Source organism: Piscinibacter defluvii (genome assembly GCF_004011805.1).
GTDB lineage: Bacteria > Pseudomonadota > Gammaproteobacteria > Burkholderiales > Burkholderiaceae_C > Piscinibacter > Piscinibacter defluvii.
The window spans coordinates 194,557-220,152 of record NZ_RCHJ01000006.1 but is presented as its reverse complement, the minus strand read 5'-3'; the positions used below and the strand labels follow the sequence as shown (position 1 = coordinate 220,152).

General features: G+C 72.1%; 23 protein-coding genes. 7 read left to right on the top strand and 16 right to left on the bottom strand.

Annotation, left to right across the window (positions count from 1 at the left end; genetic code table 11):
* Nucleotides 1–4: 4 nt before the first annotated feature.
* The 4 genes from D9C15_RS18690 to D9C15_RS18675 are packed head-to-tail and all read right to left on the bottom strand — an operon-like array spanning nucleotide 5 to nucleotide 4,219.
* Nucleotides 5–847 (bottom strand): carbohydrate ABC transporter permease, encoded by an 843-nt coding sequence (locus tag D9C15_RS18690; RefSeq protein ID WP_128000130.1) that lies wholly within the window; start codon nucleotides 845–847, stop codon nucleotides 5–7.
* 26 nt (nucleotides 848–873) lie between these two features.
* A complete protein-coding gene (locus tag D9C15_RS18685; protein ID WP_127999970.1) occupies nucleotides 874–1,779 on the bottom strand; it encodes a carbohydrate ABC transporter permease in 906 nt (301 codons plus the stop codon).
* 3 nt (nucleotides 1,780–1,782) lie between these two features.
* Entirely contained in the window at nucleotides 1,783–3,102 is a 1,320-nt protein-coding gene (locus tag D9C15_RS18680; protein ID WP_127999969.1) for an ABC transporter substrate-binding protein, read from the bottom strand.
* 31 nt (nucleotides 3,103–3,133) lie between these two features.
* Nucleotides 3,134–4,219 carry an ABC transporter ATP-binding protein gene (locus D9C15_RS18675; RefSeq protein ID WP_127999968.1) on the bottom strand — a complete coding sequence of 362 codons (1,086 nt, stop codon included), beginning with the start codon at nucleotides 4,217–4,219 and terminating at the stop codon, nucleotides 3,134–3,136.
* A 49-nt stretch (nucleotides 4,220–4,268) separates the two neighbouring features.
* Here D9C15_RS18675 and D9C15_RS18670 point away from each other — a divergent pair, with 49 nt between their 5' ends.
* The 4 genes from D9C15_RS18670 to D9C15_RS18655 are packed head-to-tail and all read left to right on the top strand — an operon-like array spanning nucleotide 4,269 to nucleotide 7,580.
* Complete coding sequence (locus D9C15_RS18670; protein ID WP_240668461.1) at nucleotides 4,269–5,045, top strand: FadR/GntR family transcriptional regulator; 777 nt, start codon at nucleotides 4,269–4,271, stop codon at nucleotides 5,043–5,045.
* On the top strand, nucleotides 5,045–5,833 hold the full coding sequence (gene otnI / locus D9C15_RS18665; RefSeq protein WP_127999967.1) for a 2-oxo-tetronate isomerase: 789 nt from the start codon (nucleotides 5,045–5,047) through the stop codon (nucleotides 5,831–5,833). Before D9C15_RS18670 ends, otnI begins: the two co-directional genes overlap by 1 nt.
* A complete protein-coding gene (denD, locus tag D9C15_RS18660; protein WP_127999966.1) occupies nucleotides 5,830–6,831 on the top strand; it encodes a D-erythronate dehydrogenase in 1,002 nt (333 codons plus the stop codon). Before otnI ends, denD begins: the two co-directional genes overlap by 4 nt.
* Nucleotides 6,828–7,580 carry an SDR family NAD(P)-dependent oxidoreductase gene (locus D9C15_RS18655; RefSeq protein WP_127999965.1) on the top strand — a complete coding sequence of 251 codons (753 nt, stop codon included), beginning with the start codon at nucleotides 6,828–6,830 and terminating at the stop codon, nucleotides 7,578–7,580. Before denD ends, D9C15_RS18655 begins: the two co-directional genes overlap by 4 nt.
* 43 nt (nucleotides 7,581–7,623) lie before the next feature.
* On the opposite strand, the gene D9C15_RS18650 is transcribed toward D9C15_RS18655, so the two are convergent.
* The 10 genes from D9C15_RS18650 to D9C15_RS18605 form a co-directional block, all read right to left on the bottom strand.
* Nucleotides 7,624–8,142 (bottom strand): chemotaxis protein CheD, encoded by a 519-nt coding sequence (locus tag D9C15_RS18650; RefSeq protein WP_127999964.1) that lies wholly within the window; start codon nucleotides 8,140–8,142, stop codon nucleotides 7,624–7,626.
* Nucleotides 8,142–8,951 carry a CheR family methyltransferase gene (locus tag D9C15_RS18645; RefSeq protein WP_127999963.1) on the bottom strand — a complete coding sequence of 270 codons (810 nt, stop codon included), beginning with the start codon at nucleotides 8,949–8,951 and terminating at the stop codon, nucleotides 8,142–8,144. The genes D9C15_RS18650 and D9C15_RS18645 overlap by 1 nt, the downstream gene beginning before the upstream one ends.
* Before the next feature lie 8 nt (nucleotides 8,952–8,959).
* On the bottom strand, nucleotides 8,960–9,451 hold the full coding sequence (locus tag D9C15_RS18640) for a chemotaxis protein CheW (RefSeq protein ID WP_127999962.1): 492 nt from the start codon (nucleotides 9,449–9,451) through the stop codon (nucleotides 8,960–8,962).
* A 12-nt stretch (nucleotides 9,452–9,463) separates the two neighbouring features.
* Complete coding sequence (locus D9C15_RS18635) at nucleotides 9,464–11,473, bottom strand: methyl-accepting chemotaxis protein (protein WP_127999961.1); 2,010 nt, start codon at nucleotides 11,471–11,473, stop codon at nucleotides 9,464–9,466.
* Entirely contained in the window at nucleotides 11,470–13,464 is a 1,995-nt protein-coding gene (locus D9C15_RS18630) for a chemotaxis protein CheA (RefSeq protein WP_205854839.1), read from the bottom strand. The genes D9C15_RS18635 and D9C15_RS18630 overlap by 4 nt, the downstream gene beginning before the upstream one ends.
* Complete coding sequence (locus D9C15_RS18625; protein WP_127999960.1) at nucleotides 13,461–13,754, bottom strand: STAS domain-containing protein; 294 nt, start codon at nucleotides 13,752–13,754, stop codon at nucleotides 13,461–13,463. Before D9C15_RS18625 ends, D9C15_RS18630 begins: the two co-directional genes overlap by 4 nt.
* A gap of 9 nt (nucleotides 13,755–13,763) precedes the next feature.
* Nucleotides 13,764–14,135 (bottom strand): response regulator, encoded by a 372-nt coding sequence (locus D9C15_RS18620; protein ID WP_127999959.1) that lies wholly within the window; start codon nucleotides 14,133–14,135, stop codon nucleotides 13,764–13,766.
* Between the two features lie 12 nt (nucleotides 14,136–14,147).
* Entirely contained in the window at nucleotides 14,148–15,188 is a 1,041-nt protein-coding gene (locus D9C15_RS18615) for a methyl-accepting chemotaxis protein (RefSeq protein ID WP_164886777.1), read from the bottom strand.
* A 143-nt stretch (nucleotides 15,189–15,331) separates the two neighbouring features.
* On the bottom strand, nucleotides 15,332–18,139 hold the full coding sequence (locus D9C15_RS18610; protein WP_127999957.1) for a beta strand repeat-containing protein: 2,808 nt from the start codon (nucleotides 18,137–18,139) through the stop codon (nucleotides 15,332–15,334).
* Between the two features lie 98 nt (nucleotides 18,140–18,237).
* Entirely contained in the window at nucleotides 18,238–18,741 is a 504-nt protein-coding gene (locus tag D9C15_RS18605) for an acyl-CoA thioesterase (RefSeq protein WP_127999956.1), read from the bottom strand.
* Nucleotides 18,742–18,791: 50 nt separating this feature from the next.
* Here D9C15_RS18605 and D9C15_RS18600 point away from each other — a divergent pair, with 50 nt between their 5' ends.
* The 3 genes from D9C15_RS18600 (at nucleotide 18,792) to D9C15_RS18590 (ending at nucleotide 23,673) form a co-directional block, all read left to right on the top strand.
* Nucleotides 18,792–19,589 (top strand): HAD-IIB family hydrolase, encoded by a 798-nt coding sequence (locus D9C15_RS18600; protein ID WP_127999955.1) that lies wholly within the window; start codon nucleotides 18,792–18,794, stop codon nucleotides 19,587–19,589.
* Nucleotides 19,586–20,764 (top strand): YbfB/YjiJ family MFS transporter, encoded by a 1,179-nt coding sequence (locus D9C15_RS18595; RefSeq protein WP_127999954.1) that lies wholly within the window; start codon nucleotides 19,586–19,588, stop codon nucleotides 20,762–20,764. The genes D9C15_RS18600 and D9C15_RS18595 overlap by 4 nt, the downstream gene beginning before the upstream one ends.
* Nucleotides 20,765–20,859: 95 nt before the next feature.
* Nucleotides 20,860–23,673, top strand: a complete 2,814-nt coding sequence (locus D9C15_RS18590) for a DUF3857 domain-containing protein (protein ID WP_127999953.1) — start codon at nucleotides 20,860–20,862, stop codon at nucleotides 23,671–23,673.
* A 21-nt stretch (nucleotides 23,674–23,694) separates the two neighbouring features.
* Here the strand turns inward: D9C15_RS18590 and D9C15_RS18585 are convergent, their stop codons facing one another.
* Nucleotides 23,695–24,768 (bottom strand): DNA glycosylase AlkZ-like family protein, encoded by a 1,074-nt coding sequence (locus D9C15_RS18585; protein ID WP_127999952.1) that lies wholly within the window; start codon nucleotides 24,766–24,768, stop codon nucleotides 23,695–23,697.
* A complete protein-coding gene (locus tag D9C15_RS18580) occupies nucleotides 24,768–25,592 on the bottom strand; it encodes a phosphate/phosphite/phosphonate ABC transporter substrate-binding protein (RefSeq protein ID WP_127999951.1) in 825 nt (274 codons plus the stop codon). Before D9C15_RS18580 ends, D9C15_RS18585 begins: the two co-directional genes overlap by 1 nt.
* Between the last annotated feature and the right edge of the window lie 4 nt (nucleotides 25,593–25,596).

Here is a 25,596-nt window from a genome sequence, read left to right as displayed (position 1 = left end):
CGGGTCATTCCTTCACCGAACCCGTCATGCCCGACACGTAGTGCTCGACGAAGAACGAGTACACGAAGGCCACCGGCAGCGAGCCGAGCAGCGCGCCGGCCATCAGGGACCCCCAGTGGTACACGTCGCCCTCGACCAGCTCGGTCACCACGCCGACCGGCACCGTCTTCACCTCGGAGGAGGAGACGAAGGTCAGCGCGTAGATGAACTCGTTCCACGAGAGCGTGAAGGCGAAGATGCCGGCCGAGATCAGCCCCGGCACGGCCAGCGGCAGCACGATCTTGATGAGGATCTGCCAGCGGCTCGCGCCGTCGATCAGCGCGCACTCCTCCAGCTCGAACGGGATCGAGCGGAAGTAGCCCATCAGCAGCCAGGTGCAGAACGGGATCAGGAAGGTCGGGTACGACAGGATCAGCGCGAAGCGGGTGTCGAACAGCCCGAGCTGGAAGATGATCGCCGCCAGCGGGATGAACAGGATCGACGGCGGCACCAGGTAGGCCAGGAAGATCGCCACGCCGGCCGGCTTGGCGCCGGTGAAGCGCAGCCGCTCGATCGCGTAGGCGGCCAGCACCGAGGCGGCCAGCGAGATCGCGGTGGCCACCACCGAGACGAGCACGGTGTTCCACATCCATTCCGGGTAGGCGGTGTCGAACACCAGCTTCTTGAAGTGCGCCAGCGTCGGGCTGACCACCCAGAAGGGGTTGCCCTCGCGCGAGAGCAGTTCCTCGTTCGGCTTGAACGAGGTGACGGTCATCCAGTAGAAGGGGAACAGCAGGATGAAGACGAAGGCACCGAGCGGCAGGTAGGTCGTGACCCAGCGCCGCGGCACCGACTGCAGGTAGTCCATCCCGACGATGTCGTCCTGGGCCGCACTCACTTGTCACCGCCTTGCTGCCAGGCCCGGCGCTGCAGGCCGAAGTAGCTGAACATGATGGCTGCCAGCAGGAAGGGCACCATCAGCGTGGCCAGCGCCGCGCCCTCGCCGAGCGCGCCGCCCGGCACCGCGCGCTGGAAGGCCAGCGTGGCCATCAGGTGCGTGGCGTTCAGCGGGCCGCCGCGCGTGAGCACGTAGATGAGCTGGAAGTCGGTGAAGGTGAACAGCACCGAGAAGGTCATCACCACTGCGATGATCGGCGAGAGCAGCGGCAGCGTGACGTGGCGGAACTGCTGCCAGGGCGTGGCGCCGTCGATCGCCGAGGCCTCGTAGTACGAGGGCGAGATGGTCTGCAGCCCGGCCAGCAGCGAGATCGCCACGAACGGCACGCCGCGCCACACGTTGGCGGCGATGGTCGACAGGCGTGCGTTCCACGGGTCGCCCAGGAAGTCGATGTAGCGGTCGATCCAGCCCAGCTGCGTGAGCACCCAGCTGATCACCGAGAACTGCGCGTCGTAGATCCACCAGAAGGCGATGGCCGACAGCGCGGTCGGCACGATCCACGGCAGCAGCACGATGGCGCGGAAGAAGCTCTTGAACGGCAGGTTGCGGTTCAGCAGCAGCGCCAGCCACAGCCCGAGGCCGAACTTCAGCACGCTGGCCACCACCGTGTAGAACAGCGTGTTGAACAACGCCAGCTGCGTGACCGAGTCGCCCACCAGGAAGGCGAAGTTCTCCAGCCCGATCCACTGCCCGCCGCGGCCCACCTTGGCGTCGGTGAAGCCGAGCCAGGTGCCCAGGCCGAGCGGGTAGGTGAGGAACAGCAGCAACAGCACCGCCGCCGGCAGCATGAACGCCAGGCCGAGTGCGTTGCGGCTGTTCTGCAGCCGGCGAACGAGGCTCATCGCTCAGACTTTGTAGTAGCGCTCCGCCCGCTTCTGCGCGCGCTCGGCCGCTTCCTTCGGCGTCTTCGCGCCGCTGGCTGCCTCGGCCACCATGTTGACGACGATGAAGTCCGCGCCGGCGCCGGCGGAGGCGTAGCCGAGCCGGCCCGCGTAACCGGCCGGCCGCATGTTCTTCACGCAGTCGCGGTAGGGCGTGTGCTTCGGGTCCACCGTCCACACCGCGCTCTTGGAGTAGGCGTCCAGCGGGTGGGCGATGTAGCCGCCGGCCGCCTGCAGCCAGGGGTCGAACTGCTCCTGCTCCATCATGAAGCGCAGGAACTCCTTGGCCGCCTGCGGGTACTTGGTGTACTTCATGATCATCTGGTTGAAGAACAGGTGCGACTCCGTCGGCACCCCCACCGGCCCGACCGGGTAGTTGGCGTGGTGGATGTCCTCCTTCATCGCCGCGATCTTCTCGTCCTTGGAGTTCTTGGCGGCGTAGTAGATCGAGATGCCGTTGTTGGTCAGGCTCACCTGGCCGTCGAGGAAGGCCTTGTTGTTGTTCGGGTCGAGCCAGGACAGCGTGCCCGGCGCGAAGGTCGCGTACATCTCCTTGGCGTACTCGAGCGCCTTGAGCGTCTCGGGGCTGTCGATGACGACCTTGTTGTCCTTGTCCACCAGCATGGCCCCGTGCGACCAGATCAGCCAGTTGCACCACAGGCCGTCGCCGGTCGCGTTGCCCAGCGCCATGCCGGCGGGCGTGCCCTTGGCCTTCAGGCCCTGCAGCAGCTTCAGGAAGCCGGCGGTGTCCTTCGGGAAGCTGTCGAAGCCGGCCGCCTTCACGTGGCTCTGGCGGTAGACCAGCATCGCGCCGGCGGCGCCGAGCGCGACGCCAATCCAGTTCTTGCCGTCCGGGCGCAGGTAGGCCTCGCAGGCCGGGTACCAGCCGCCGTACTTGCGGCCGAGGTACTCGCACAGGTCGGTGACGTCGAGCAGCTTCTCCGGGTAGAGGTTCGCGTCGTCGTTGGTCGACAGGATGATGTCCGGGCCGGCGCCGGTGTTGGCGGCCACCGCGGCCTTCGGGCGCACGTCCTCCCAGCCCTCGTTGTCGACGCGCACCTCGACGCCGGTCTTGGCCGTGAAGGCGGCGACGTTCTTCATGTACTGGTCGATGTCGCCCTGCACGAAGCGGCTCCAGCGCAGCACGCGCAGCTTGGCGCCCGCCTCGGGCTTGTAGGCGGGGGCGGACTGCGCGTGCACCGCGGGCGCCCAGATCGTGCCGGCGCCGAGCGCCGCGGTGGCGGTGGCACCTTCCAGGAAGCGGCGGCGGTTGAAGTTGTCCATGGGCGTGTCTCCTGTCGTGGGCAGAGGGGGGTCAGGCGGCAAGGCGCCGGCCGTCGCCGGCATCGAAGAGGTGGGCGCGCTGCAGGTCCGGCCGCAGGCGGATGGTGCTGCCGGGCTCGAACTGGTGGCGCTCGCGGAACACCACCGACAGCTCGGTGCCGTGGTGGCGGCAGGCGACGAAGGTGTCGGCGCCGGTCGGCTCGACGGTCACGACCTGGGTCGCGATGCCGCCGTCGCCGCCGCTGCCGTCCAGCGCCAGGTGCTCGGGCCGGGTGCCGAAGATCACCGGCTGGCCGTCGACGCCCGCGGCATTCGCCGGCGCGGGCAGCCGGGTGCCGTCGGCGAGTTCCACCGCGGCCGGTGCACCGGCGGCGCGGCGCAGCGTGCCGGGCAGGAAGTTCATCGCCGGCGAGCCGATGAAGCCGGCCACGAACAGGTTGGCCGGCGCGTCGTACAGCTCGAGCGGGTTGCCGGTCTGCTCGATGCGGCCGTCCTTCATGACGACGATCTGGTCGCCCATGGTCATGGCCTCGATCTGGTCGTGCGTCACGTAGACCGAGGTCGTCTTCAGGCGCTGGTGCAGCTCCTTCAGCTCGGTGCGCATCGCCACGCGCAGCTTGGCGTCGAGATTGGACAGCGGCTCGTCGTAGAGGAAGACCTGCGGGTCGCGCACGATCGCCCGACCCATCGCCACGCGCTGGCGCTGGCCGCCCGAGAGCTGGCGCGGGTAGCGGCCGAGCAGGGCGCTGAGTCCGAGGATCTCGGCCGCGCGACCGACCTTCTGGTCGATGGTGGCCGCGTCGCGCTTGGCCAGCATCAGCGCGAAGGCCATGTTGTCGCGCACCGTCATGTGCGGGTAGAGCGCGTAGTTCTGGAACACCATGGCGATGTCACGCTCCTTCGGCGGCACGTCGTTGACGCGCTTGTCGCCGATGCGGATCTCGCCGCCGCTGATGTGCTCCAGCCCCGCGATCATGCGCAGCAGCGTGCTCTTGCCGCAGCCCGAGGGGCCGACCAGCACCGTGAACGAGCCGTCCGGTATGGCGATGTCGACGCCGTGCAGGATCTCGACCGGGCCGAAGCTCTTCCTGACCGACTGGATCGACACGCTCGCCATCGTTGCCCGTGAAAGCCGTTGTGGAGAGCCAAACTTGTATGATAACCTGATGACCATGTCAATCGGCCTCGTCCCGCAGCCGCCGCGCCGGGCCGCCGCGCCGCCCGGGCGGCTGGTGGCCGAGCGCCTGTCGGACCGGCTCGCCGCGCTGCTGGCCGCGCAGGTCGAGGGCGGGGCGCTGCGCCCGGGCGACCGGCTGCCCACCGAGGCCCAGCTCGCCGCCGCGCACGGCGTCTCGCGCACCGTGGTGCGCGAGGCCGTGCACCAGCTCAAGTCGCGCGGCATGCTGCAGTCGCGCCAGGGTTCGGGCGTGTTCGTCGTCGAGCCCGACGAGAACCAGCCGCTCGCCTTCGATCCTTCCGTGCTCGAGTCGGTCGAGGCGGTGGTGCACGTGGTCGAGGTGCGCCGCGTGCTGGAGGGCGAGATCGCCGCGCTGGCCGCGCAGCGCGCCACGCGCACGCAGGTGGCCGGGCTGAAGCGCGCGCTCACCGCGATCGACCGCGCGGTGGCCGAGGGCCGCGACGGCGTGGCCGAGGACCTGGCCTTCCACCGTGCCATCGGCGAGGCCACCGGCAACCCGCAGTTCAGCCGCCTGCTCGGCTTCCTCGAGCAGTACCTGCGCGAGGGCATGCGCATCACGCGCGGCAACGAGGCCCGCCGGCGCGACTTCATGGAGCAGGTGCGGCGCGAGCACCGCGCGATCGTCGAGGCGATCGCGGCGCACGACGTGGCCGCCGCGCGCCGCAACGCCACCGAGCACATCCTGCACGGCGAGCGCCGCCTCGAGGAAGGCGGCGTGATCACCCGCAAGGCGCGGAGGCGCTGATGCCGCGGTTCGCCGCCAACCTGTCGATGATGTACGGGGAGCACGCCTTCCTCGAGCGTTTCGCCGCCGCGGCGGCGGACGGCTTCGAGGCCGTCGAGTACCTGTTCCCCTACGAGCACCCGGCCGTCGAGCTGGCCGCGCGGCTGGCCGGGCACGGGCTGCGGCAGGTGCTGTTCAACGCGCCGCCGGGCGACTGGGCCGCCGGCGAGCGCGGCCTGGCCTGCCTGCCCGGGCGGGAAGACGAGTTCCGCCGCGGCATCGCGCAGGCGATCGAGTACGCGCAGGCGCTCGGCTGCCCGCGGGTGCACGTGATGGCCGGGCTCGCGCCGGCCGGCGCCGACCGCGCCGCGCTGCGCGCCACCTACGTGCAGCGCCTCGCCTGGGCCGCGGCGCAGGCGGGCGCGCTGCAGTTCCTGATCGAGCCGATCAACAGCCGCGACATCCCCGGCTTCTTCCTGAACCGGCAGGACGAGGCGCATGCGGTGGTGGCCGAGGTCGGCGCGCCGAACCTGAAGGTGCAGATGGACCTGTACCACTGCCAGATCGTCGAGGGCGACCTGGCCATGAAGCTGAGGCAGTACCTGCCCGGCGGGCGTGTCGGCCACCTGCAGATCGCCGGCGTGCCCGAGCGCCACGAACCCGACCGCGGCGAGGTCCACTACCCGTACCTGTTCGCGCTGATCGACGAACTCGGCTACGACGGATTCATCGGCGCCGAGTACCGGCCGCGCGCGGGCACCTCCGCCGGGCTCGGCTGGTTCCAACCCTGGAAACGCAAGACCCCATGAAGCTCCTGATCACCGGCGGCGCCGGTTTCGTCGGCGCGCGCCTGGCGCGCACCCTGCTCGCACGCGGCACGCTGGCCGGCCGAGCGCTCGAGCGTGTCGTGCTGGCCGACCAGTTCGCGCCGCCGCCAGACCTGCTGGCCGATGCGCGTGTCCAGGCGCGTACCGGCGCGCTGCTCGAGCAGGCCGCGGGCCTGGGCGGCGAGGGCTTCGGCGGCGTGTTCCACCTCGCCTCGGCGGTGTCGGGCGAATGCGAGCTGGACTTCGATCTGGGCCTGCGCTCCAACCTCGATTCGACCCGTGCGCTGCTCGACGGCTTCCGCCGCGCCGGCCAGGTGCCAAGGGTCGTGTTCAGCAGCTCGGTGGCGGTGTTCGGGCCCGACCCGGCGGTGCCGCTGCCGGCCATCGTCACCGACACCACGCTGCCGGCGCCGCAGACCAGCTACGGCACGCACAAGCTGATCTGCGAGCACCTGGTGGCCGACTACACCCGCAAGGGGTATCTCGACGGCCGCAGCGCGCGGCTGATGACGGTCACCGTGCGCCCCGGGCGGCCGAACGGCGCGGCCTCGTCCTTCTTCAGCGGCATCATCCGCGAACCGCTCGCGGGCGAGACGGCGGTCTGCCCGGTCTCGGCCGACGTGTCGCACCCGGTCTCCTCGCCGGCGCGCACGGTCGAGGCGCTGATCGCCGTCTACGAGGCCAGCCGCGAGGCCTACGGCGGCCGCACCGCGCTGAACCTGCCGGCGCTGAACGTGCGCGTGGGCGAGATGCTCGATGCGCTCGAGCAGGTGGCCGGCCCGGCGGTGCGTGCGCGCGTGCGTTTCGAGCGCGACGAGCGCATCGCGGGCATCGTGGCCAACTGGCCCAAGGGTGCAAGCGCGCAGCGCGCCGCTGCGCTCGGGCTGAGGCCCGACGAGAGCTTTGCCGACATCGTGCGGCAGTACATCGCCGACTGCGAGAAAGCCGGCAACACCGCCGCGCTGGCCGGGCTGAGGTGAATAGCATCGACCTGAGCGGCCGCGTCGCCGTCGTCACCGGCGGCGCGCAGGGCATCGGCTATGCCGTGGCCGAGCGCATGCTGCTCTCGGGTGCCAGCGTCGTGCTGTGGGATGTCGATGCGCCGCTGCTGCAGCAGGCACGCGACGCGCTCGCGGCGCTCGGCAGCGTGGACGCGCACACCGTCGAGCTGACCGACGAGCTCGCCGTCGAGGCCGCCACCGGCGCGGCGCTGCGCGCGCACGGCCACATCGACATCCTGGTCAACAACGCCGGCATCACCGGTGGCAACGGCAGCACCTGGGAGCTGGCGCCCGAGGTCTGGCGCCGCGTGCTGGAGGTCAACCTCGTCGCACCCTACCTGACCTGCCGCGCGGTGGTGCCGCACATGCTGCAGCGCGGCTGGGGCCGCATCGTCAACATCGCGTCGATCGCCGGCAAGGAAGGCAACCCGAACGCCTCGCACTACAGCGCGAGCAAGGCCGGGCTGATCGCGCTGACCAAGTCGCTCGCCAAGGAGACGGCCACGCGCGGCGTGCTGGTCAACGCCGTCACGCCGGCGGCGGCGAAGACGGCGATCTTCGACCAGATGTCCGAGCAGCACATCGGCTTCATGCTGTCGAAGATCCCGATGGGCCGCTTCCTGCAGGTGCACGAGGCCGCGGCGCTGATCGCCTGGTTGGCCTCGGACGACTGCTCGTTCTCCACCGGCGCGGTGTTCGACATCTCGGGTGGTCGGGCCACCTACTGACCGCCCCCAGGGCCGGCCGAGCCCGGCCCGCCCCCCGCGGGGGTCAAGGAAACTTGGGGCGGCCCGGCGTTTCCTCGAGAACCAGTTCGACGCTCGTGACCTCGGGCGGCAGCGGGCCCACCGTCCAGCGCAGCCGCCGGTAGGCGGGGCCGCCCACGTCGTGCTGCAGCACCTGCACGCCGGCGGCCTGCAGGCGCTGCAGCACCTGCTCGACGTTGCGCTCGCCGATGGCCACGCCGGGGTAGAGGTCGGGGAACATGTTGCCGCCGCCGTACACCCAGGCCTCGCAGCGGGCCGGCTGCAGGCCGTGCCGGCGCAGCTGCGCGAACAGCGCCGCCAGGGCTGGCTCGGCGTAGGCGGTGTCGCCGGTGCGCGCCGCCGGTGCGCGCAGCGAATGCACGATGTGGCACAGCGCGCCGACGGTGCGCCGCGGGTCGGTCATCACCACCGCCACGCACGAGCCGAGCAGCGTCTCGAACCGGTCGCCGCGCAGGCCGCAGGCCACGTCGCCCGGATGCAGCACCTGCGGCGCCGCGCCGCTGTGCCCGGCGGTCGCCGACATCAGCCGGCCTTGCGGAACACGCCGGGCCCGAGCGGCTCCAGCGGCGTGGCGCACGGCACGCGGCCCTCGGCGGTGCCGATGAAGAACAGCCCGCCGGGGCGCAGCCGCGAGAGCACGCGGTCGACCACGGCCGACTTGGTGGGCGCATCGAAATAGATCAGCACGTTGCGCAGGAACACCGCGTCGAACGGGCCGATGCCCTCGATCGGCAGGCACAGGTTGAGCTGGCCGAAGCGCACGCGCTCGCGCAGCTGCGGGTGGATGAGGCTGAGTCCCTCGGCCTCGCCCTCGCCGCGCAGGCAGTAGCGCTTCAGCCGCTCGGCCCCGACGTGGCGCAGGCGCTCGTTGGGGTAGATCGCCTGGGTGGCGCTGCGCAGCACCCGGTCGCTGATGTCGGTGCCGAGCACGCCCCAGGCCTCGCCCAGGCGGCCCTGGCGCTGCAGGTCGGCCAGCAGCATCGCGATGCTGTAGGCCTCGTCGCCGAAGGAGCTGGCCGCGCTCCACACCTGCAGCCCGGCCGGGCGCCGCTGCGCGACCTCCTGGGCCAGGCACTCGAAATGCGCCGGCTCGCGGAAGAAGTAGGTCTCGTTGGTGGTCAGCAGGTCCACCGCCACCTGGAACTCGCCCTGGTCGTCGTCGCCGGCGATCAGCGCGTGGTAGGCCTCGAAGTCGGGCAGGCCCAGGCGCTGCACCCGCGGCGCCAGGCGCGAGGCCACCAGGGCCTTCTTGTGCGGCGCGAACGACAGCCCGACGGCCGCGTGCATCAGCCCGGTGATCGCGCGGAAGGTGTGGTCGTGCAGGGTGTCCATCGCGCTGCTCAGGCCGGCACGGCCTCCTGGCTGCGGGCGCACAGCTGCGCCATCTCGTCCACGTCGAAGGCGCGGTCCGGCTCGAGCAGGATCACGAAGCGCTCCGCGCGCTTGCCGATGGCGCGGATGAAGTCGCGCCGCACCGCCGCGCCGAAGCTCGGCGGCGGCTCCAGCGCGTCGGCGGCGATGTCCACCACCTCGCTGACCGCGTCCACCACCAGGCCGAGCTCGGTGCGCTCGCCGTCGCGCAGCGAGTCGAAGATGACGATGCAGGTCTTCTTGCCCACCGGCGCGCTCGGCCGGCCGAAACGCGCGTGCAGGTCGATCACCGGCACCACCGCGCCGCGCAGGTTGATGACGCCGCGCACGAAGGCGGGCATTAGCGGCACCGCGGTCATCGGAACGTACTGGATGATCTCGCGCACGCTGCGGATGTCGAGCGCGAACACCTCCTCGCCGAGCAGGAAGGTGAGGTACTGGTCGCTGTGGTCGCCGGCCATGCCCGCCTCCGCTCAGTAGGGACGGAAGTTGCCGTGCGTGCCGGTGGCCAGGCGCATCGGCGTGCCCGGCACCGCACGCGGGGCGGCCGCGCGCATCGGCGAGTTGGGCGCGCGGCGCTCCACCGGCGGCTCGGTCGCGGCCAGCCCCACGCCGCTGAAGAAGGCCACCGACTGCTGCAGCTGCTCGGCCTGGCCGGACAGCTCCTCGGCCGTGGCGGCCAGCTCCTCCGAGGCCGAGGCGTTCTGCTGCGTGGCGCGCGAGAGCTGGCCCATCGCCCCGCCGATCTGGGTCACCGAGTCGCTCTGCTCGGTCGATGCCGCGGCGATCTCCTGCACCAGGTCGCTGGTCTTCTGGATCGAGGGCACGATCTCGTCGAGCAGCTTGCCGGCGCGCTCGGCGGTCGAGACGCTGCTGGTGGCCAGATCGCCGATCTCCTTGGCCGCCTCCTGGCTGCGCTCGGCGAGCTTGCGCACCTCGGCGGCCACCACGGCGAAGCCCTTGCCGTGCTCGCCGGCGCGGGCCGCCTCGATGGCGGCGTTCAGCGCCAGCAGGTTGGTCTGGTAGGCGATGTCGTCGACGATGCTGATCTTCGCCGCGATCTGCTTCATCGCGACGACGGTCTGGGCCACCGCCGAGCCGCCCTCGGTGGCCTCCTTGCTGGCCTTCGTCGCCATGCCGTCGGTGACCTTGGCGTTGTCGCTGTTCTGCGCGATGGAGTTGGACATCTGGTCGATCTGCGCCGTGGTCTCCTCCACCGACGAGGCCTGCTCGCTGGCCGCCTGCGAGAGCGACTGCGCCGTGGCGCTGACCTGCGTGGCCGCGCCGGTGAGCGCGTCGGCCGCGGTGCGCACCTCGCCGATGATGGCGGCGAGTTTCTCGCAGCCCGCGTTGGCGTCGCGCTTGAGCTGCTCGTACACGCCGCTGACCTCGCGGGTGAAGCGCTGGTTCAGGTCGCCCGAGGCGAGGCCGCCGAAGATGCGGCCCATGTCGTCGAACACCGCCGAGGTGTTGTCCAGCAGCGCGTTGACGCCGGTGCACAGCTCGGCGATCGGACCGGTCTTGCCTTCCATCGGGATGCGCTGCGAGAGATCACCCTCGCGTGCCGCGGCCGTGACCTCCTGCGCCTGCTCCACGGCGTCGCGCAGCATGCGGGTGGCCTGCACCTCGGCCGTCACGTCGGTGGCGTACTTCACCACCTTGAAGGGCTTGCCGTCGAGGCCGTAGATCGGGTTGTACGAGGCCTGGATCCACACCTGTCGCCCGTCGCGGCCCAGACGCATGTAGCGGCCGGCGTCGTACTCGCCGCGCCCGAGCTTCTCCCAGAACAGCCGGTACTCCGCGCTGCTGCGGTGCTCCGGTTCGACGAACATGCTGTGGTGCTGGCCCTTCACCTCGGCCAGGCTGTAGCCCAGCGTGGCCAGGAAGTTGTCGTTGGCGTGCAGCACGCGGCCGTCGAGCGTGAACTCGATGACGGCCTGCGCCTTGCCGACGGCCTGGATCTGACCTTCGTAGTCGGCCGCCTGCAGGCGCGCCCGGGTCACGTCGGTGGCGATCTTGACGACCTTGCGCACCACGCCCGCGGCGTCGCGCACCGGCGCGTAGACGGCCTGGATCCAGACCTCCTGCCCGCCCTTGGTGATGCGCTTGAACACCTCGTTCTTGTTGCGGCCGGCGTTCAGGTCGGCCCAGAAGTGGGCGTAGGCCGGCGTGGCCGCCTCGACCGGATCGACGAAGGTGCGGTGGTGGCGCCCGACGATCTCCTCCAGCGTGTAGTTCATCAGCGCGAGGAAGTTGCGGTTGGCGGCGAGCACCTGGCCGCCGAGGTCGAACTCGATGGTGGCGTAGGCCTCGTCGACGGCGGCCAGCACGCCGCGGCCGTTCTGGCGCTCGGCCTCGGCGGCGTCGAGCTGACGCCGCGTCTCGGCGAGCGTGGCTTCGGCCTCGAGCCGGGCGCGGTGTTCGCGCAGCTTGCCCGGCGCGAAGAGACGGTCGAGGAGGGATTCGTTCGATTGCGCGTTCATGACGGGATGCCTTCGGTGGAGATTGCGGGTTCTGCGGCGAGCTGGCTGAGCGACGCCACGTCGAAGATCAGGGCCACCTCGCCGTTGCCGAGGATGGTCGAGCCGGACATGCCGCGCAGCGAGCGGAACATGCGGCCCAGGGGCTTGATGACGGTCTGGTGCTGGCCGAGCAGCACGTCGACGAGCACGCCGAAGCGCTGCGCGCCGTTGCGGATCACGACCACGCTGCAACGCGGCGGCGCCGCGTCGTCGAGGCCGTAGAGCCGGCGCAGGCTGAGCACCGGCAGCACGCGGCCGCGCAGCTCGATCACGCTGCGGCCGCGCGCGTCCATCGTGGCGGCGGTGGCGCGGTTCTCGATCACCTCGACCACCGTCTCCAGCGGGAACACGAACTTGCTCGTGCCCACGCCGACCAGGAAGCCGTCGATGATCGCGAGCGTCAGCGGCAGGCGGATCTCGATGGTGCTGCCCTGGCCCTCGGTGCTGTGCATCTCGACGCTGCCGCGCAGCGCCTCGATGTTGCTGCGCACGACGTCCATGCCGACGCCGCGCCCGCTCAGGCTAGTCACCTGCTCGGCGGTGGAGAAGCCCGGCGCGAAGATCAGCTGCACGATCTGCGCGTCCGGCGGCACGCTGCCGGGCTCGAGCAGGCCGCGTTCCCAGGCGCGTTCGAGCACGCGCCGGCGGTTCACGCCCCGGCCGTCGTCGCGGATGCGGATCACGATGCTGCCGCTCTCGTGGCAGGCCGCAAGCGTCAGCCGGCCCTGGGCCGGCTTGCCGGCGGCCAGGCGCTGCGCCGGCGTCTCGAGGCCGTGGTCGAGCGCGTTGCGCACCAGGTGCATCAGCGGGTCGGCGATGCGCTCGACCACCGACTTGTCCAGCTCGGTGTCGCCGCCGACGATCTCCAGCGCGACCTCCTTGCCCAGCTCGGCCGCGGTGTCGCGCACCACGCGGCGGAAGCGCGAGAAGCTCTCGCCGATCGGCACCATGCGCAGCTGCAGCGTCCCGTTGCGGATGTCCTCGACCAGGCGGCCGATCTGCTCGTTGGCCTCCAGCAGCGCGCCCTGGCGCGTCTGGCGGGCCATCAGCGTGGCGCCGGCGCTGGCGATGACGAGCTCGCCCAGCAGATTGATCACCGCGTCGAGCCGGTCGGCCTGCACACGGATGTAGCGCACGCCTTCCGCGGCCGGGGTCTCGCTGCGACGCGCGGCGGGCGGGGCCTCGGCCTCGGCCGGCGCCTCGGCGGCCGGGGCGCCGTCGGACAGCGCCGTGATCTCGACGGCGGCGTCGTCGCTGACGAAGCTGAAGGCGTCCTCCACGGCCGCGCGGCCGCGCTCGGTCTCGATCTCGAAGTCGAACGCGAGGTGGCAGGTCTCCGGCTCCAGCGTGTCCAGCGGCGGCACCTGCGCGGCGCGGCAGGCGAGGGCCTCGATGCGCCCCTGCTGTGCCGCATAGCCCAGGATGGCCAGCGGGTCCATGCCGTTGCGGAAGGTGTCCGCCCCGAACACCACCGCCACACGCCAGCGCGTGCGGCCGGACGGCGGCAGCGGGGCGGCGGCGGCCGGCGCGGCGGCCGGGCTGCGGCCGGCCCCCAGTGCGGCGAGCTGCGCCACCAGCGCCTCGCGCGCGGCGGCAGCCTCGGCGTCCTCGGCCTGGCCGGCCTCGTCCACGAGATGGCGGATCTGGTCGTTGCAGCGCAGCAGCAGGGTCGAGAGCTCGGGCGTCAGCGCCAGCTCGCCCTCGCGCAGGTGGTCCAGCAGCGTCTCGACGTGGTGCGTGAAGCCGACCACCGCGTCCAGGCCGAACAGCCCGGCCGAGCCCTTGACGGTGTGGGCGCAGCGGAACAGCGCGTCCAGCAGCGCCCGGTCGCCCGGCGCGCCCTCGAGCTGCAGCAGCAGCTGCTCGACCGCGGCGATCTGCTCGTGCGCTTCGCTGACGAAGGCCGGCATCGCCTCGGCGATGAAGCCGGCGTCGTAGTCGGCCGCGTTCATGCGTCGCCCTCCGTCACGAGCAGGTGGTCCAGGCCGAGTCGGCTGCAGGCCGCGCGCAGCGGTGCGGCCGGCTCGGCCAGCGCGAGCCGGCGCTGGCGTCCGGCCAGCGCCTGCGACAGCGACAGCAGCAGCTGCACGCCCGCGCCGTCGACGTCGGACACGGCCGAGGCGTCGATCACGAGGTCGGCGTCGCCCGCCGCGTCGGCCTGCAGCGCGGCGAGCAGGCGCTCGCGGGTCTCGGCGACGGTGTAGATGGTGAGTTCGGCGCCCAGTGCGCAACGTGTCTGCATGTCGGCACCTCAGGCGAGCACCAGCTTGGACACGGCGTCCAGCAGCTGCGGCGGGTTGAAGGGCTTGATGATCCAGGCCTTGGCGCCGGCGGCGCGGCCCTCCTCCTTCTTCGTGTCCTGCCCTTCGGTGGTGAGCATCACCACCGGGGCGAAGCGGTGGCGCGGGTGCTGCTTGAGCTGGCGCACGAAGCTGATGCCGTCCATGCGCGGCATGTTCACGTCGCTGACGATCAGGTGCACCTTGGCCAGCGCGTCGAGCTTCTGCAGGGCGTCCTGCCCGTCGGCAGCCTCCTGCACCTCGTACCCGGCGCGCTGCAGGGCGAGCTTGACGACGGTGCGCAACGAGCTCGAGTCGTCGACGATGAGGATGGTCTTGGCCATGGTCGTGGGGGGTCAGAAGAAGGTGGTTTCGCTGTGGGTGGGGCCGGCGGGCGCAGCCGCAGCGCTGCCGGCGCTGCGCTGTTCCTCGGTGGTGTAGCCGGCGCGCAGCAGCTCCTGCCAGTGCGCCGGGTCCGGCAGCCGGCCCGCCGCGGCCGATTCGCGCAGGTGCTGCGCCGCCACCGTGATGGAGTCGCCGACCTGCGCGAGGATCTGGCTCACGCGGTCCTGGAACTGGAAGGCCACCAGCATCCGCTCGACCTGCGCCTTCACCGCCTCGCCGCGCCGGCGCAGCTGCGCCGCCTCGTCGTTCAGGTGGGTCACCGTGCCGTCGACATCGTCGATCACGGCGCGGATCGAGGCCTCGCAGCGCTGCAGCTGCGCGGCATCGTCGCGGGTACCCTGGCCGGCCTCGTCCAGCGCATGGCGCACGCGGTCGCCGAAGCCGCGCACGCGCTCGCCGATCGCCTGACCGGTGGCGCCCGATTCGGCCGACAGCCGCCGCACTTCCGACGCGACCACCGCGAAACCGCGACCCTGCGGGCCGGCGCGGGCCGCCTCGATGGCGGCGTTGATGGACAGCAGGTGGGTCTGGCGCGCCAGCTTGCCGACGTCCTCGACCATCTCGCCGAGCACGGTCGAGGCCTGCGACAGCTCGCGCACCGAGTCCAGCATCCGGTCGCGCGACCGCAGCGACTGCTCCAGCGACTGCAGCAGCGCGCGCAGGCGCGTCTCGCAGCCGGCCAGGACCCCGGCGCGCTCACCCTGCTCACCCGGCCGCGCGGCCGGATCCGGGGCGACGATGCGGTCGAGATCGACGAGCAGGGCGGAGAAGCCGTGCAGCAACTCGTCGGCCGCCTCGCGGGTCTGGGCCTGCGCGGTGTCGATGTGCGCGGTCCACAGTCGCGCGGCCTCGTCCAGGCGTGCCGCGAGTTCCTCGGCCGACGCGCCGCTCGGCGGACCCGGCCGCACCGCGGCGCCGACGGAGCGCAGCCGGGACCACAGCGCGCGCCAGAGGCTGGGCGCGGAAGGCTCGACGGCAAGGGCAGGGGGCATGGCGAAGGTCCAGCGGATCGGTGTTCGTTGGAGCGCCATTCTGGGCCCGAACCCGCATAAGTGAACCTATCGCACCGAACTCATTCGATAAAAATGATAAAATAGTCCCAATCTTGACCTGACCTTGGGGCCGCTGCCGGCGCTCAGATGATCACGAAGTCGGCCGCCGTCACCGCGGTACCGGCGGTCAGGGTCGCGAACAGCACCTGCGCCCCGGCGCCGTTGCCGTCGGCATCGAAGAACAGCTGGCCCGTCGCGCTGTTGTAGATGATGCGGTCGCTCGCGTCGCCGGCCACCGCGCCGGCGCGGAAGGCACCTGTGGCCAGCGTGCCGACCGCGCCGATGCCGGCGAACACGGCGTCGTCGAGCTGGAAGCGGTCGTCGGCCGCGACGAAGTCGGACACGCGGTCGACGTTGGCCGTGGCCGACAGCGCGGTGTTGAAGCGGAAGCTGTCCAGCCCCGCGCCGCCGCTCAGGCTGTCGTTGCCCGATCCGCCGATCAGCACGTCGTTGCCGGCGCCGCCGCCGAGGGTGTCGTTGCGCGAGCCGCCGGACAGCACGTTGGCGGCCGCGTTGCCCGTCAGCACGTTGGCCAGCCCGTTGCCGGTGCCGTTGATCACGCTGCTGCCGGTCAGCGTCAGGCGCTCCAGGTTCGCGCCCAGTGTCCAGGTCACGCTGCTGCGCACCTGGTCGGCCGTGCTGGTGACGGTTCCGGTCTCGCTGACCGTGTCGCCGGCGGCGACCACGTAGATGTCGTTGCCGTTGCCGCCCTCCAGGGTGTCGCTGCCGCTGCCGCCCACCAGCGAGTCGTTGCCGTCGCCGCCGACCAGGGTGTCGTTGCCCGACCCGCCGGAGAGCGTGTCGTTGCCGCCCATGCCGTCGAGGATGTTGCTGGTGCTGCTGCCGGTCAGGCGGTCGTTGTAGAACTCCGAGCCGCGCACGTTCTCGATGCTGATCAGCGTGTCGGTGCCGTCGGCCCCGCTGCTGGTGTTGGTCACGAGGCTGACGGTCACCGCGCCGGCGGCCGAGCGGTAGTCGGCGCGGTCGAAGCCGCCGCGGCCGTCCAGCGTGTCGTTGCCCAGGCGCCCGCGCAGCGAGTTGTCGCCCGCATCGCCGCGCAGGATGTCGTTGAAGGCCGAGCCGAACGCGCTTTCGAACCCGCTCAGCACATCGGTACCGTCCGGCGCGATGCCGGTGCCGGCCTGCAGGTCGACGGTCACCGCGGCGCTGGCGGTGGAGTAGTCGACGATGTCGGTGCCGCCGGCGCCGTTCAGCGTGTCGGCGCCGCCGTTGCCGCGCAGGTAGTTGTTGCTCGCGTTGCCGGTCAGCGCCTCGGCGAAGGCGCTGCCGAACACGCCCTCGATGCCGTTCAGCGCGTCCGTGCCCTCAGTGCTGCTGCTGGCCGTGCCGGTGCCGAGGTTGACCGTCACCGCGCTGCCGGCGCCGGCGTAGCTGACGTAGTCGAAGGTCAGCTGCGTGCCGCCGACCAGGCTGTCGTTGCCGGCCCCGCCCGTGAGGGTGTCGTCGCCTTCGCCGCCGCTCAAGGTGTCATTGCCGGCGCGGCCGTCCAGTGCGTTGTCGCCGGCATTGCCGGTCAGCGTGTCGTTGAAGGCCGAGCCGCGCAGGTTCTCGATGTTGAGCAGCGTGTCGACGCCGTCGCCGCCGCTCGCGCTGCCGGTCAGCAGGCTGGCGTTCACCGCCGCGGCGGCGTTGTCGTAGCGCGCCTGGTCGATGCCGCCGCGGCCGTCGATCAGGTCGTTGCCGGTGCGCCCCTCGAAGCTTTCGTTGTACGCGGTGGCGTTCGAGCCGCGCAGGGTGTCGTTGAAGTTCGAGCCGCGCACGAAGTTGATGTTGCTGAAGGTGTCGACCGTGCCGTAGCCGTCCTGCGCCGTGCCGGCCGCCAGGTCGACGTTCACCGCCGCCGGCGAGCTGTTGTAGTTGATGCGCGCGCTGCCCTGCGACAGGTCGCCGCCGTTGAAGCGGTCGGCGCCGCCCAGGCCGGTGAAGGCCTCGAACAGTGCGCCGTCGCTCCCGGTCATGGTGTCGTTGAACCCGGTGCCGATCACGAAGTCGATGTTGACCAGCGTGTCGGTGCCGCCCTGGCCGTCGCTGGCCTTGCCGGTCTTCAGGTTGACGTTGACGCCGGTGGTGGCCGTCGGCCAGTACTCGACCTGGTTGCCGTCGGTGTAGTTGACGGTGTCGCTGATCACGCCGCCGTTGATGGTGTCGTTGCCGGCGCCGCCGGAGAACAGCTCGAAGATGCCGTTGCCGCTGGCGCCGCTCAGCGTGTCGGCGAAGGCGCTGCCGAGCACGCCCTCGATGCTGACCAGCGTGTCGGTGCCGGCGCCCACGGTGTTCTGCGCGCCCGCCGCCCCCAGCACCACGCGCACCGCGGCGCCGGCATCGCGGTACACGGCCCAGTCGTTGCCGGTGCCGCCGTTCAGCCGGTCGTTGCCGGCGCCGCCCTGCAGCAGGTCGTTGCCGCCATTGCCGTTGAGCGTGTCGTTGCCGGCATAACCGTCGACCGTGTCGTTCTCGTTGGACAGGTTGAAGGTGTCGGCCCCGGCGAAGATCGACGCGATCAGCGTCCGGTCGTCGGCCGTGCCGGTGCTGTTCAGCGCCGCCGACACCAGCGTGGCGGCGACGCTGAAGCCCTCGATCGAGAACTCGGTGACCCAGTTCCCGCCCACCAGGTTCTGGCCGAAGATGCCGCTGATCGTGCCGGCCGTCAGCGTGTGGTTGCCCGCGTTCCAGGCCAGCCCGGTGCCGGCCCACACGGTGCGGTAGTTGTCGGTGGTGAACAGCGACTGCGCGTAATCCTGGTAGACCGTGCCCGAGGGGGCGGCGAAGTTGGCGTTGTCGAAGAAGCCCGGCACGACGCCGGGATTCACCCACTCGCTGATCTCGACGTCGACGTTGCTGAAGTTCGCGCTGGCGGTGACGGTGGCCATGGGAATCTCTCCTGTCCGGCGTCACGGCGCCGGTACAGGGAGGAGGGTGGACCGACCGGGCCGATGCCGGCCCCGGGCAAACCCTGGGGGGTAGGGAACTAGGGGTGGGCCGGGGCGGGGGGCGGTACCGCGTGGAGCGCCTCGTAGCGCTGATTCAGCTCCTGGCGCAGCTGGCGCCGAGCCTGCGCCGCGGCGTGGCGGCGCTTCTCGTCGGGCGTGAACGGGCGCAGCGGCGGCACCGGCACCGGCTTGCGATCGTCGTCGACCGCCACCATCGTGAAGAAGCAGCTGTTGACGTGGCGCACGACCTGGGTGCGGATGTCCTCGGCGATCACCTTGATGCCGATCTCCATCGACGAGGTGCCGGTGTGGTTGACGCTGGCCAGGAAGGTGACCAGCTCGCCGACGTGCACCGGCTGGCGGAACATCACCTGGTCGACCGACAGCGTCACCACGTAGCGCCCGGCGTAGCGGCTGGCGCAGGCGTAGGCCACCTGGTCGAGCAGCTTCAGGATCGTGCCGCCGTGCACGTTGCCGGCGAAGTTGGCCGTGTCGGGTGTCATCAGCACCGTCATCGTCAGCTGGTGGGCGGGCAGGTCCATCGTGTTTCCTCCGGGGCTGGCGCATTGTGAGCGCATGCGAGACTCGCACGATGCCCGCCCGCCCGCTTGCCGACTGTCCCCGCGCCGTGCTGGCCGGCCTCGCCGGCGTGCTGACCGACATCGACGACACGCTGACACGCGACGCAGTGATCGAGCCGGCCGCGCTCGCCGCGCTCGAGGCGCTGCACGCGGCCGGCCTGCCGGTGATCGCCGTCACCGGCCGCCCGATGGGCTGGAGCGTGCCGTTCGCGCAGGCCTGGCCGGTGCGCGCCATCGTGGCCGAGAACGGGGCGGTGGCGCTGTTCCGCGATGCGCAGGGCGCGCTGCAGACCGAGTACCTGCAGGACGAGGCCACGCGCACGCACAACGCGCGCCGCCTCGCCGCGGTGGCGCAACGTGTGCTCGCCGAGGTGCCCGGCGCGACGCTGGCGCGCGACAGCGCCGGGCGCGTCACCGACATCGCGGTCGACCACGCCGAGTTCGCCGCGCTCGACGCGGCGCGCATCGCGGCGGTGGTCGCGCTGATGCGCGCCGAGGGCATGAACGCGACGGTCAGCTCGATCCACGTCAACGGCTGGTTCGGCTCGCACGACAAGCTGGCCGGGGCGCGCTGGATCGTCCGGCGGCTGCTCGGCCGAACGCTCGACGACGAGGCGGCGCGCTGGGCCTATGTGGGCGACTCGACCAACGACCAGGTCATGTTCGCGCACTTCACCTGCTCGGTCGGCGTGGCCAACCTGCGCGACTTCGCGGCGCAGCTGCAGGTCTGGCCGGCCTGGATCACCGCGGGTGCGCGCGGTGCCGGCTTCGCCGAGTTCGCTGCCGCGCTGCTCGACGCGCGCCGATGAGCGACCCGCGCGCCCGGCACACGCTGCAGGCCGCGCTGGCGCTCGCGCTCGGCGCCGCGGTCTCGCTCGGGCTGGCGCGCTTCGCCTACGCGCTGCTGCTGCCGCCGATGCGCGCCGACCTGGGCTGGAGCTACTTCACCGCTGGCGCGATGAACACCGTCAACGCGGCCGGCTACCTGGCCGGCGCGCTGCTCGCGCCGCGCGCACTGGCGCGCTGGGATGCGCGCGCACTGCTGCTGGCCGGCGGCTGGGGCAGCGCGCTGCTGCTGGCCGCGCACGGCCTGGTGCGCGGCGACCCGGCGCTCTACGCCCTGCGCGGCCTGACCGGCCTGGCGAGCGCGGCCACCTTCGTCTCCGGCGGCCTGCTGGCGGCGCGGCTCGGGCAGGGCGGCGGGCTGCGGCCGGCGCTGGTGCTCGGGCTGTACTACGGTGGCACCGGCGCCGGCATCATCGCCTCGGCGCTGATCGTGCCGCCGCTGACCTGGCCCGCGGCCTGGCAGGCGCTGGCGGCGCTGGCGCTGCTGGCCACGCTGGCGATGGCCGCGGGCACACGCGGCGTGGACAGCGCGCCGGCCGGCGCCGCCGCGGCGGCGCTGGGCTGGCGGCGGCGCGACTTCGGCTTCGGCCTGGCCGGCTACGGCTGCTTCGGGCTCGGCTACATCGGCTACATGACCTTCATCGTCACGCTGCTGCGCGAGCAGGGCCTGGGCAGCGCCGTGATCAGCGCGTTCTACATGCTGCTCGGCGCCGGCGTGATCGCCTCGTCGTGGCTGTGGGCCGGGCTGCTGCAGCGCCAACGCGGCGGCGTGCCGATGGCGCTGCTGAACGGGCTGCTCGCACTGGCCACGCTGCTGCCGGTGCTGAGCACGCAGCCGCTGGTGGTGGCGCTGTCGGGGGCGCTGTTCGGCGCGGTGTTCCTGTCGGTGGTGGCGGCCTCCACCGCGCTGGTGCGGCACAACCTGCCGCCGGCCGCCTGGCCGGGGGGCATCGCGGCCTTCACGATCGTGTTCGCGGCCGGCCAGATCGTCGGCCCCGGCCTGGTCGGCCGCGTGGCCGACGGCGCGGGCGGGCTGCAGCGCGGCTTCGTGCTCTCGGCGGCCCTGCTGGCGCTGGGCGCGCTGCTGGCGGCGCGGCAGCGGCCGCTGGCCCGGACGACGGTCTCCTCGGGGGGGTAGGTCGCCGCATCGCTCGCTGCGGCGCGTGGGCGTTGAGGGCTGTCAACGGCCGGCCAGCGTCGTGCACGCATCATGGGCCGAGGGCGGGCAAGAACATGAACATCGTTTCGTCACTGGCCCGGCTGGGCTGTGCAGTCGTGTGCGTGGGCGCGGGCCTGCTGGGCGCGGCGGGGGCCGGCGCCGCCGAGCCGGCGGGCGGCGCCCCGCCGATGCGCGAGATCCGGGAGGTCGCAGGCTCGTTCGTGCGCGGTGCGGCGTTGCCGGCCTGGGTCGAGCGCCAGGCACCACCGCCCACGCAGCGCAAGGATCCGGTGGTCCTGCGTCTGCGCGACACGCAGGTCCGCGTCGGCGACTCCGTCGAGACCTTCGTGGAGCGGGCCATCCAGGTCAACGACAGTGCGGCGCTCGGGGAGATCGGCCAGCACTCGCTGGAGTACGTGCCGCAGTACCAGCGCATGAACCTGCACTCGGTCCGCCTGCTGCGGGGCGATGCCGTGCTCGACCTCACCGCCAAGGTCGACGTGCGCTTTCTCGAGCGCGAAACAGGTTTCGAGCGCGGCGTCTACAGCGGCACCATCACCGTCGCGCTCGTGATTCCGGATGTGCGCGTCGGCGACACGCTCGACGTCGCCTACCTGCTCGAGGGCAGCAACCCGGTGTTCGGCGGCCGCTACTTCGACGACTTCGGGTGGGACGCCCCGCTGGCGACCGAATGGCGCCGCGTCGTGGTGTCGCATCCCGTGCAGCGTGCCGTCGCCTGGCGCATGCTCGGGGACTACCGCAGCGGTGGCGTCGAGCCCCGGGTCGAGACCGCCGGGGGGGTGCGCACGCTGCGCTTCGAGCAACGTGCGATCGAGGCCTTGCCCGACGAGCCGCTGGTTCCCAGCGACTACTTCAAGTGGCGCATGCTGCAGGTCAGCGAGTTCTCCGACTGGAACGAGGTCGCGCGCTGGGCGGCCGCGCTCTTTCCACCCGTCGCGGCGGTGCCCGACGAACTGGAGGCGCTGCTGGCGAAGCTGGCGAAGCTGCCCACGGAGTCGGCGCGTGTCGCCGCCGCCCTGCGCTGGGTGCAGGGCGAGATCCGCAACTTCTCGGTGTCGATCGGCGAAAGCTCGCACCGCCCCCACCCGCCCGACTTCGTGCTCGCCAGGCGCTACGGCGACTGCAAGGACAAGACCTACCTGCTGTTGACGCTGCTGCGCCGGCTGGGCGTCGAGGCGACGCCGATGCTGGTCGCCTTGCAGGGGCCGCGCGCCCCCGCCAAGGTGCTGCCGTCGCCGTGGCCCTTCGACCACGTCGTCGTCAAGGCCAGGGTCGACGGCACGACGGTCTATCTGGAGCCCACGTCGTCGCTGCAGACGGCCGACCTGGCGGTGATCGCGCAGCCGCCGCCCTGGATGCAGGGCCTGCTGGCCACTGCGCAGACCACCGGCCCGGTCGAGGTGGCCGACAGCGTGACCCGCGAGCCCGGCATGCTGGACATCGAGGAGCGGGTCACCTTCGCCCAGCTCGGCGCCGAGGCCACGCTGGAGGTGCGCGCGACCCTGACCCAGGGTGGCGCCGAAGTGCTGCGCACCCTCTGGCCGCTGATGCAGCCCGAACAGCGGCGCCAGCTGGCGCTCGAAGCGTACGAGAAGCGCCTGGCGGGCATCGAGCTGCTGGGTGAACCGGTGCCGACCGACGACCTGGCGCGCAACCGCTTCGGCTGGAGCGCCCGATACAGGGTGCCGAAGCTGGCGCGGCCGCTGCAGGGCGGCTGGATCATGTCGTACGCGGTGCCGTCGCTGCGCGGCCTGGTCAACCTGCCCCCGAGCCTGCAGCGCAAGTTTCCGCTGCGGGCGACCGACTTCCCGATGGAACGGCGCTATGCGCTCACCGTGCATTGGCCGGCGCAGGTCAGCGCGCACGAGGACCCGTCGTCGCAGACGATGGACGGCAAAGTCTTTCGCGCCGAGTCGCACACCTCGTTCCGCGGGTCGCGGTACGAATTCCGTCTGCGCGTGAGCAGCAAGTCTGCCGACCTGGCCGCCGCCGACATGCAGCTGCTGCTCCAGGATCTCAAGCGCCTGGAAGGGTTGATCGTCGGGGTCGTGGTGGTCGAGAAGCGCATGATCGTCGACCCGGCCACGCCCGAGGCCGCCTCGGCGGCGGCGACCATGCGACGCGGGATGCAGGAACGCATCGACCTCGCCGGCGGCGCGATCCGCTCCGGGCTGAACCAGGGCGACGACCTGGCACGCATCCATTGCCAACGCGCGAAGGCGCTGGCGAACCTCGAGCGCATCGCCGAGGCGCTGGCCGATTCGGCCGAGGCGCTGCGCATCGCACCCGAACTGGCCGCGGCCTGGGGCTGCCGCGGCGAAGTGCTTCTCGTCCAGGGTCAGTTCGCAGACGCCGACACGACGCTGACGCGAGCCCTGGCCCTGAGCAAGAGCGACGCCCAGGGCATCCACTACGTACGCGGCATGGCGCGCTACTTCCTCGATCGGCTGAGCGAGGCCGCGGCCGACTTCGCGCTGGCGGCGGCACCGGACGAGGACGGCAGCACCGAGCTGTATCCGCGCCTGTGGCAGGCCTGGACGCTGCAGCGTGCGCGCTCGCCCTTGCCCGCCGACCTTCTGGCCCTGGCGCGGCAGGATCCTCGGGGCGCGTGGCCGCGGCCGGCGCTGGCCATGCTGGTGGGCGATCTGACGCCGCAAGCGCTGCTGGCCGAGGTCGACAAGCTGCAGGGCGAGGAACGCACGCTGGCGCTGACGGAGGCCTGGTTCTACGTCGGCCAGCGGCACCTCGTCCAGGGACGAATCGACGCGGCCCGCGAGGCGTTCGAGAAATGCCGGGCCCAGGGCATCACGAGCTACTACGAACACATCGCCGCCGGGTTCGAGCTGGCGCGGCTGGGCAAGCCCTGAAGGGCCGGGCCCCGCGGTGCATCAACCCTGCAGGAACACCCTCAACCGCTCCAGCTCGGCCTCCAGCTCGCGCCGGAACGCCGCGTCGCGCGGCGCGTGCCCGGCCACGTAGCCGAGGCGCGCATCCAGGCCCTTCGGCGTGGTGGCGACGTTGCCCCAGCCGATCACCTGCTCGCGCCACAGCAGCGGCAGCGCGTAGTAGCCGAGCTGGCGCTTCGGCGCCGGCACGTAGGCCTCGAAGCGGTAGGCCCAGCCCCAGAACAGCTCGAAGCGGCGTCGGTCCCACACCACCGGGTCGAAGGGCGCGAGCAGGCGCACCGTGTCGTCGCCGGCGCGGCGCACGAAGCGCTCGCCCGGCGGCCAGTACCAGCGCACGCCGTCCAGCGTCGTGCCGGCCAGGCGGCGCTGCGCCCGCGCCAGCGCCGCGGCCCGCTCGCCGCGCCACTGCGGCGCGCCCACGCACAGCCCGCTGAGCAGCCAGCCGAGCGTGGCGGCCGGCAGCGGGGCGTACTTCTGCACCGCGGCGTCGACCAGCGCGTCGAACGCGGCCGCCGGATCGGCCGGCGCCGGCGTGCCGTCGCGTGCCGCGTAGAGCCGGATGCCGCCCTCGCGCCGCGCCACGCGCAGCAGTCCGCGGTAGTGCATGCCGTCCAGCAACTGCGTGCTGGCGTTGGAGGTGCCGCCGAACCAGTTGCGGGTCTTGCCGTGTGCGAACTCGGCATCCACCTCGCGCGGGTGCACCACGCCGCGCGCACGCACGAACTCGAGCACCGCCTGGGCCTGCGCGCGACGCTTGCGGTCCCACGCATGGCGCGGCTCGCGCGGGTGCATCAGCGCCTGCAGCCCGCGCGGCACGAAGCCGTAGTTGACGAAGAAGTCCTCCTCGATCGCGAGCCGCGGGTAGCGTCGCTCCAGCTCGCCGGCGCGGTAGTCGCGCACGCGGTGGCGCAGCGTCAGGTCCTGCGCGCGCGCCGGTGCGCGGATCGGGTCGGCCTGCACGAAGCGCAGTCGCTCGATGGCCCGCGGCAGCGTGGTCGGCGCGAACAGGCTGCGGCCGATCGCGTGGCGGCGCAGCGCCGCCAGGTCGACGCGCATCAGCGCAACTCGCCCAGCGCGCGCCGGGCGATCTCGACGTACGGGTCGAGCGCTGCCAGCGCCGCCGCGTCGAGCAGGCGCGGCGCGCTGTTCGCCGCGCTCGGCTGCAGCGTGGTGTCGGGCTCGAACGAGAGCATCGCCGCGCGCAGCGCCGCCAGGTCGGCGGCCGGCAGCCCCGGGCGCGCCACGTACACCGGGCCGGGAATGTCGCGCACCGTCGCCAGCACGCGCTCGCGGCGCGGCGTGGTGGCCGGCAGGTTGTGCAGCTGCGTGCGCCCGGCCACGATCATCGCCACCTCGCCGCGCTCCAGCGCATACAGCGCGCTGTTGATCGAGGGCTGGTCGACCACCGTCACCCGGTCAGCCAGGTCCTGCGCCGCGAGCCACTGGCGCCCGACGGTGGCCGTGAGCGATAGCGCGTCCAGCATGCCGACGCGCTGGCCGCGCAGGTCGGCCGGGCTGTGCACCGGACCGTCGTCCTTGACCAGCACCAGCACGTCCAGCGTCTGCACGGTGCCGGCCAGCTGCACGTAGCCCCAGTCGAGCATCGCCAGCCGGGCCAGGTGGGCCGGCAGCATCACCGCGTCGTGCTCGTGCCGGCGCGTCGCCTCCAGGAGTGCGCGGAAGTCCTTCGCCGTGACCATCTCGACCGGGCGCTGCAGCCTGCGCTCCAGGTGCTCGCGCAGCGGTCGGTGCGCCTGCAGCAGCGCGGTCGGCGAGAGAAAGGGGGAGAGCGCGATGCGCAGCGGCGTGGCCGCACGCAGCCGCCCGGCCAGGGCGGCCAGCAGCCACAGGGCGGCGCGGCGGGAGAGTCGCAGGGCCATCGGT